At 45.7% G+C, this 8,106-nt stretch carries 7 protein-coding genes and 1 riboswitch; of the genes, 1 reads left to right on the top strand and 6 read right to left on the bottom strand.

Annotated elements, in window-relative coordinates:
• From MHH60_RS06535 to MHH60_RS06555, 5 genes are all read right to left on the bottom strand, one after another.
• Window positions 1–342 carry a MaoC family dehydratase gene (locus tag MHH60_RS06535; protein ID WP_076137504.1) on the bottom strand — a complete coding sequence of 114 codons (342 nt, stop codon included), beginning with the start codon at window positions 340–342 and terminating at the stop codon, window positions 1–3.
• Window positions 317–718 carry an FAS1-like dehydratase domain-containing protein gene (locus MHH60_RS06540; protein WP_076137506.1) on the bottom strand — a complete coding sequence of 134 codons (402 nt, stop codon included), beginning with the start codon at window positions 716–718 and terminating at the stop codon, window positions 317–319. Before MHH60_RS06540 ends, MHH60_RS06535 begins: the two co-directional genes overlap by 26 nt.
• Complete coding sequence (locus tag MHH60_RS06545; protein WP_076137507.1) at window positions 715–1,866, bottom strand: thiolase family protein; 1,152 nt, start codon at window positions 1,864–1,866, stop codon at window positions 715–717. Before MHH60_RS06545 ends, MHH60_RS06540 begins: the two co-directional genes overlap by 4 nt.
• On the bottom strand, window positions 1,863–3,344 hold the full coding sequence (locus MHH60_RS06550) for an AMP-binding protein (RefSeq protein WP_076137509.1): 1,482 nt from the start codon (window positions 3,342–3,344) through the stop codon (window positions 1,863–1,865). Before MHH60_RS06550 ends, MHH60_RS06545 begins: the two co-directional genes overlap by 4 nt.
• 278 nt (window positions 3,345–3,622) lie before the next feature.
• Window positions 3,623–4,336, bottom strand: a complete 714-nt coding sequence (locus tag MHH60_RS06555; protein WP_076104819.1) for a queuosine precursor transporter — start codon at window positions 4,334–4,336, stop codon at window positions 3,623–3,625.
• 10 nt (window positions 4,337–4,346) lie between these two features.
• Window positions 4,347–4,392, bottom strand: a riboswitch (PreQ1 riboswitch).
• 366 nt (window positions 4,393–4,758) lie between these two features.
• Between MHH60_RS06555 and MHH60_RS06560 the strand changes: the two genes are divergently transcribed.
• Window positions 4,759–6,447 carry a methyl-accepting chemotaxis protein gene (locus MHH60_RS06560; RefSeq protein ID WP_076104820.1) on the top strand — a complete coding sequence of 563 codons (1,689 nt, stop codon included), beginning with the start codon at window positions 4,759–4,761 and terminating at the stop codon, window positions 6,445–6,447.
• Window positions 6,448–7,383: 936 nt separating this feature from the next.
• On the opposite strand, the gene MHH60_RS06565 is transcribed toward MHH60_RS06560, so the two are convergent.
• On the bottom strand, window positions 7,384–7,710 hold the full coding sequence (locus MHH60_RS06565) for a YnfA family protein (protein WP_076128128.1): 327 nt from the start codon (window positions 7,708–7,710) through the stop codon (window positions 7,384–7,386).
• Window positions 7,711–8,106: the final 396 nt, after the last annotated feature.

Raw genomic sequence — 8,106 nt, forward strand, 5'->3', positions numbered from 1 at the left:
CTACACCTCTTTCACTGCAAAAGCTCCCGCAGCAATAACATCGCCAGCTTCTGTTGTAAGGATCACTTTCACAAAGCAGTCGTCAGCTGCAAAATCAAAAATCACGACACTATCGACCTCTATAGGCTTATGAAATTTCATATCATATTGAGTGATCCACTGTGTAGGGTGCTCAGCAATGTACAAGGATTGGGCTAATCCCATAAGATACATCCCATGTGCGATGGGTCGCTCCAAACCAGCCTTGACTGCGGCCTCTGCATCTAGATGTATAGGCGCCAAATCTTGAGAAGCAGCTGCATATTGCCGGATAGCTTCAGCTGTTACGCACTTTTTTATCATGATCATCACCTACCCGAATTAACACCGTTTCTGCGGTGACTATAAGCTCACCCTCACACCTACAAACCAGCGTATGTGTGTAAAAAGTCAGTTTACCCTGTCTGCCTTCTTTTTGCACCTCACCCGTTAACGCTAATTCACAATCCAAAATCATCCCCGCCGTAATCGGAGCCTGATATGAAAATTTCTGAGTGCCGTGAAGCAAGGGTTCACCGATGATTAACCATGGAATATCGAAGTTTTGCCAGAAAATAATAGGCATCGTCGCAGGAGCAATCAGCTTTCCATTTATCGTCTGCATGGGTGCTTCGATACTCTGTGCGTAGTCCGAAATCCAATCAGCCGTCATATGGATCTGATGTCGGACACTGTTCATTCTATAACCTCCACGAGTGTTGCCAGACCTATCCCGCCGCCGATTCCCAGAGTAGCAAGCCCTCGTTGGTAAGGAGCTTTTTGCATTTCAGCACATAACCGAGTCATTAAAATAGCCCCGGAAGCTCCGTATGGATGGCCTATTGCTAAAGCACCCCCGCCAAGATTGACCTTTTCCTGTGGAATTTGAAGCTCATTCAGTGAAGCCAATACTTGTGAAGCAAAAGCCTCGTTAAACTCTACGATATCTAAATCGGCAACGGTAAGCTTTTGGCGTTTTAACACCTTTTGCACAGCTGGTACAGGCCCCATCCCTAAATAGTTCGGATCTACACCCGCAGCTTGCGCATCCACGACCCGTAAAATAGGCTTCAGCTTAAGCTGCTGGCATTTCTCCCGAGACATCATTAATAGAAGCGCTGCGCCATCATTAATAGGACAGGCATTTCCAGCAGTGACGGTACCCTTTTCTTCAAAAATTGGCGGCAGCTTTTGCAGCTTGTCCAGACTCGTATTTGCCCGAGGACATTCGTCGGTGCTCACCCACTGCCCCTCTACCTGAAGAGGTACTATCTCCTGCCGAAACCGGTCACTTTGCTGCGCATAAACCGCCTTTTGATGGCTTTTTAAGGCATATTGATCCTGCTCTTCTCGAGAAATCCCGTATTTCCTTGCTACATTCTCTGCAGCAATTCCCATATCCGGATCACCGTAAGAGCTAGGCGTAAAATGTGCACGGGTATACAGCTGTGGAACCCCCATTAACGTCTGTGGTTTAGCCATTTTCCATGGAGCACGGCTCGTACTTTCGACACCACCCGCTAAATAAATCTCACCAGCGCCGCTTTGAATCAGTCTTGCTGCTATATTAATAGCCTCTAGCCCAGATCCGCACTGACGATCCACGGTGACGCCCGGAACCGAAACAGGCAGCCCCGCTTCAAGCGCAGCTACCCGGGCAATATTACCTCCTGGGCCCACAACATTCCCAATAATGACATCATCGATCAGTTCTTTAGGCAAGTTCGTTTCGGCTACAATATGCTGAATAAGCGGCGCCAGTAATGCTTCCGGCTCAAGTGTACTTAATAAGCCACCCATTCTGCCAATCGGTGTACGTTTTGCCATGACAATTACTGCTTCTATCATACCATCGCTCTTTTCACATAGTCTTTCATCGCTTGCCGGGCAATTTTGCCGCTGCTTGTATAGATAAATTCATCCAGGGTTAGCAGCTGCTTCGGCGCTTTGTAGCTCGCTAAATACTGGCGGCAATAATTCTTAATTTCGTCGACAGATAAGTGCTGCTCTCCGCTCCACTTCACGAGGGCTATCAGCTGTTCTCCCCAGTAATCGTCAGGCACGCCAAGCACCATCACTTCATCTATTTCCGGAAGAAACTCCAGCACCCTCTCTATTTCTTCTGGATAAACGTTCAGGCCTCCGGATATGATTTTATTCTTCAAACGTCCCGCCATATATAAATAACCAGCTTCATCCTGATAAACATAGTCTTCTAAAACAAGCCATCCCTCTCTAAAAGCTGCTGCTGTCTCATTCGGCAATTGATGGTAGCCTAAAAATATCATATCACTACGCACATATAGCTGCCCAATCTCCCCAGGAGGGACTTCCCGGAACTGTTCATCACGAATGGAAATTTGCACCCCGGGATAAGGTTGGCCTACAGAGGTCGGATTATGCTCGGTCAGAACATCCAAATAACTAATATAGCTCGCTTCTGAAGAACCGTAGGATTCATAAAGACGCGCTCCACCAAACACTTCCCTGCCCCTTTTCTTGGACAACTCCGACCACTTTGCACCTGAGCTAATAATCGCATCCATCTGTATCTGCCCAGGTACAGCCTGCTGCATCATGGATTCGATCATTGTTGGTACGACGAACAGCACCACACCCGGAATTTGCCGGCACAGCTCTAACACCTGCGTGGCACTAAATTTTTGTGTGATATGAAAAGTTGCTCCACCATATAGACTCTGCATAACGGCGAATAAAGATAGGGAATGCACAAATGGACCTGGTGCCAAAACATCCTTCATAGCTTCCAATTCAAAAGCTATATTCGAGACCTCAAAGCTTTTTAACCATGATAAATGGGTACGCATATAACCTTTGGGCAACCCGGTTGTGCCTGAAGTAAAGCCAATAAATAATAATTCATTCGTCTCATCCAACTCAGCCTCCGGCTTCAGGGCAGCCAGCCACTGATCATAGGAACCTGTTCGTTCATTTGAGAAGGCCAGTGTTGGGATCGCTTGATCCTTGAAGACCAGATTCTTTGCGGTTTCCGGCTCGGCAAAAATCATTGTCGGCTGGCACTGTTCTATAATAACCTGCAGTTCATTAGCACTCCATTTGGGATCTAAGGGAATGGGAACACAGCCCGCATAAATCGCCCCCAAAAAAACCTCAACAAATTCAATACGATTCGTAGATAAAATCGCGATTTTGTCATGCCTCAGACCCTTTTGCTGTAAGCCATTCGCGATTCTCCGCATCGTTTCTACTAATGTGGCATAGGTATGACTTGCTTGGTCATGGGTTAAGGCAATGCTGTCGGGCTGCTGTGCTGCATGACGCAGTATAGGCACTACTAGATTCATCCTTGATCACACCTGTTCGTAATTTCTGTGACTACCGATTATATACATTCTCTTCAATCGGACTGCCCCGCAAGTCCAGCCCAGACCAAAGGATATGTGATAAGCGCCATCGCAGGCGCTCCTGTTAAACTAATCCGCTAGAATTGCTACGATAGCTTATTTTAGCTTTATATTATTTTTATGTACACATTTTCATGTAACTATTAAGTCCATCCTACAACTAAAAAAATAGCCAGCACGTATCGATTATGATCGGTACGCGCTGGCTGTATTGTTGTTTAGTCCTTCTTTTGAACAGATGATGGTGTACCCTCTTCAGCAAAAGTAAAGGTTCGGGCGATATATAAGATAGGTGTGCTTACTGCGGTTAGTAAGAACTTCGCTAGATAAGTTGTAAGCAAAATTTCAAGCCATACATTCCAGTCATACAAGCCCGCAAACGCAATGGTGCAGAAGATAAGTGTATCCACAAAGGAGCTAATCATCGTACTGCCGTTGGAACGAATCCACAGCTGACTTGAGGTGCTGTAATATTTACGAATCCAAGAGTACAACCGAACATCTAGGAACTGACTAATGAAGTAAGCAGTAAGACTACCCAAAGCTAGTCGAGGCATCAGCCCAAAAATCGTCTCCAAAGAAGACTGAGCGATATCGGTCTCCTGCGGCTTAAATACTAGTACCATCTGCATAATGACTGTAGTCATAAGCAAGGTGAAGAAACCAAACCAGACCGCTTTACGCGCTTCCGCTCTTCCGTACTTCTCATTAAGTAAATCGCTGGTCATATATAAAGTGACATACATCGTATTTCCGAGTGTCATCACAATATCAAATGGCATAGCAATCGTCTTAGCTACCTGAATGTTAGCAATTACAGTAGCAATACCTACCCAGGCATACATTCCACTTTTCCCGAACAGGCGGTAACAGAGCAGAAAAAAAGCAAAATTGACAATAACAAATAAAACTCCCCACAGCAAATTAAACATATTACTGAAATTCCTCCTAGTTTTGTTTACGCGGGATGGTTACGAACCGCGGCTTACAATATTAAATTTTCGGAACAAAACATTAATACTCTATCACAATAGCGCTAAACAATCCATAAAAATAATATTTTTATATGAAATTGGTAGTTCCAGTTCTTTTTTTTCGACAATTATCTAAAATAGTCAGCAATAATTCATTTTTTTCAGAAAAAAATGCTCTATAGGACAAAACTTTCACTATTCATCCAGAGGTTAATTCTATAGAATAGTATCAAACACCTTATTCCCGATCCATTTAGTAGAAATATGACATAACTATGGAATATATCTCGGGTCGCCAATTTCCAGCAGTTGGCATGGAGTATCTAGTGAAGACCAAAAAAGAAATGACCTCACCGTCCATAAAAAAAGGAGAGAACGATATGTTTCGTATCAAGCATTCGATCAGTCGCAAATTTACGCGTTTATTATTTGTTGTTCTGTTGCTCACGTCTCTTTTGTTAAGCACCAGCTTCTATTTTATCTCTATCAGTATCTTCAACAGCTATGTTATGCCGCAGATTAACAAAATCCTTACTGCCGCTGCTCAGGACGTATATAAGAATCTCAACGTAATGCACGCCCAGCAAACCCTAAATAAGAACGATCAGTCTGCCACCAATCTCGAGTTCTATTTTCAGGAAAAGAGGAAACAACATGGAGTGGAAACCATTTTTCTGGTCAATCTGAAAGGGAAAGAAGCTGAGATTCTATCCGCAGATCACGATGCAAAATTGCAACGGGCAGAAAGTGTCACCGTATCCTCTGCAATGCAACAAGCCTCTAAAGGAAAAACTGGACTAAGCGATACATATAGCGACGCGCATGGTATACATAAAACAGCTTATATCGGTATTCCCGGAAGTACGATGATCATCGGTGTAAGCAGTGACGTAAGCTTCATTCAAGAAAAAACAGACAGCATTCTATGGACAAGTGCCGGCATCACACTTCTGACGTTGATCATCGGCCTAACTGGTGCATGGTTTATGAGTGTGCGTATAACACGTCCAATCTCAAAACTGGCAGCTTATAGTGCCCGGCTCGCAGAGGGAGATTTCACCGAAGAATTATCAATTAAAGGAAATGACGAAGTTGCACAGTTGTCCGTAAGCTTCCAAGCGATGACCCAACGCCTGAAAGAAATGATCGGACATGTACTGGTAACCTCTAATACTGTCGTTGCAGATTCCAACTCTTTAAAAGAACGTGTTGAGGTTCTCAATGATATGGCAGAACACTCCAGCTCATCGGTAGTAGAAATCGGCAAAGGTAGTACGACTATCGCTAGCAGTGCATCAGATAACTCGAGAGCAATGGAAGAAATCAATTTAGGCATTCAAAGTATTGCCTCAGCAGCGAATGAAGTCACGGAGCAAATCAGTGAGGCTTCCGCTGAAGCAAGTGGCGGTAATGAAATTGCTCAAAGCGCTGTGCTGCAAATGCGCCAGGTTGAACGTGCTTCCCTACAGTCACTGGATCAGTTACAAATCATGAATGAGCGTTCAGTAATGATCGGAGAAGTCGTTCACAGTATTACTGAAATTACGAAGCAGATCCAAATGCTGTCGCTGAATGCTTCAATTGAAGCTGCACGCGCAGGAGAGCATGGACGCGGCTTTGCTGTTGTTGCTGGAGAAGTGCGCAAGCTGTCTGAACAATCCCGTAACGCAAACGAACAGATCCGTGACTTCCTACTTGGACTTCAGGAAGATATGAGCCGCTCCGTTACCGAGATGAACCATGTGAATTCTGAGGTTGCCTCTGGAGTCGGCAAAGTAGCAGAAGCAGGTGATGCCTTTAATCACCTCCTGATTCTTATCCAAAGCATCAATCACAGCATCCAATCCGTATCTGCGGCTACACAGCAAATCTCGGCAAGTACAGAAGAAGTCAGCGCTTCCGTCGAAGAAACTGCACAAATTACATCCAGATCGCAAGAAAGTGCGGACACACTCGCTGCTAACTCAGAGCGGCAGCGCGTCGAACTGGAAGGCCATGCAGAAACCGTTAAACATCTATACGAGCAAGCCAAGAAACTCCAAGAAGCTGTGCAGCAATTTAAGATTTAACGCTTGTAAACCAAAAACCCCCGTTCACACGAAAGTGTTGAACAGGGGTTTTTAGTTTACAATGGCTCGCTAGCGCTTGCGGAGGTCTCGCTTAGACTCGGGCGTCATTTGCCGCTGGCTTGCGCGATACTCTCATTTAGACTCGGTGCGTCATGTGCTGCTGGCTTGCGCGATACTCTCATTTAGACTCGGTGCGTCATGCGCTGCTGGCTTGCGCGATACTCTCATTTAGACTCGGCGCGTCATGCGCTGCTGGCTTGCGGACTCAGATGTCGCTATTACTCGAAAAACCGCCATTTGGAGGCTTTTTCGGACTCGAGAGACGCTATTGCCTCATAATCAACCCAGACTCAGCCTATTTCGCTCAAATAGCGCCTCTGGTGTCCGAAAACGCTCCAAAATAACCCTTTTTTTCGCAAATAAAGTCTCCTGAGTCCGGAGCCAAGTTACTTACAGCAAATTACTCAAAGTTCCTCCGTGGCGCTACCTACTGCAAATTACTCAAAGTGCCTCCGTGGCGCTACCTACTGCAAATTACTCAAAGTTCATCCGTCGATGCTACCTACAGTAAATTACTCCAAGTCCCTCCGTGGATGCTACCTACAGCAATAGAATCGGCTACATGCGCTAGCTTGCGCGAAGCTCTCACTTAGACTCAACACACCATTTGCTGCTGGCTTGCGGACTCAGATGCCGCTATTACTCGAAAAACCGCCATTTGGAGGCTTTTTCGGACTCGAGAGACGCTATTGCCTCATAATCAACCCAGACTCAGCCTATTTTGTTCAAATAGCGCCTCTGGTGTCCGAAAAAGCTCCAAAATAACCCTTTTATCGCAAATAAGGCCTCCTGAGTCCGGAGTCAAGTTACTCACCTAGTAAAAACTAGGATACTCAGTGTTTTTCAGCTTTTATGGCTATGTAACCCTCACTCAACCTAGTGCCGCGGTGCCCAGAGGATGACCGAAACACCGATCACACAAATAACAGCTCCGACCCAGTCGTATACGTCTGGTGTCTTCTTGTCTACAAGCCATCCCCATAAGACCGCGAGTACGATAAACACCCCACCGTAAGCCGCATACACTCTGCCGAAGGAAGGGAATTTCTGCAACGTAGGGATAATCCCATACGCTATCAGAATCAAGGACCCCACTAAACCGTACCAAAGTGGCCGTGATTCTCTCAACCATAACCATACTAAATATCCGCCACCGATCTCAGCAAGCCCAGCAATTATAAACAGCAGAATGGCAAATAACATGTCATCCCTCTTCCCTATCTATCTCATAAAAACGCAAAGGTTACTCATAACAAATTGTACTCAAGGTTCACCGTGGAGCTCCTACAGCAAACTAGCTCAAGGTTCATCTGCGGAGTTACTGCAAACTACTCAATGTTCGCCCATAGTGCTACCTACAGCAAACTACTCAAGGCTCATCCGTAGTACCACCTACAGCAAACCAGCTCAAGGTTCATCTGCGGAGTTACTGCAAACTACTCAAGGTTCATCCGTGGAGCTACCTACAGCAAACTACTCAAGGTTCCCCCCGTGGAGCTTACATTAAATTGTGCTGGAGCAGCAATAACACTAGCAGCAGCACAACCTCCAGCAGCTCGTTCAGCGCGCCGTACACGTCGCCGGTGAGCCCGCCGAGCC

The sequence above is a fragment of the Paenibacillus sp. FSL H7-0716 genome (genome assembly GCF_038002705.1).
Lineage (GTDB): Bacteria > Bacillota > Bacilli > Paenibacillales > Paenibacillaceae > Paenibacillus_AQ > Paenibacillus_AQ odorifer.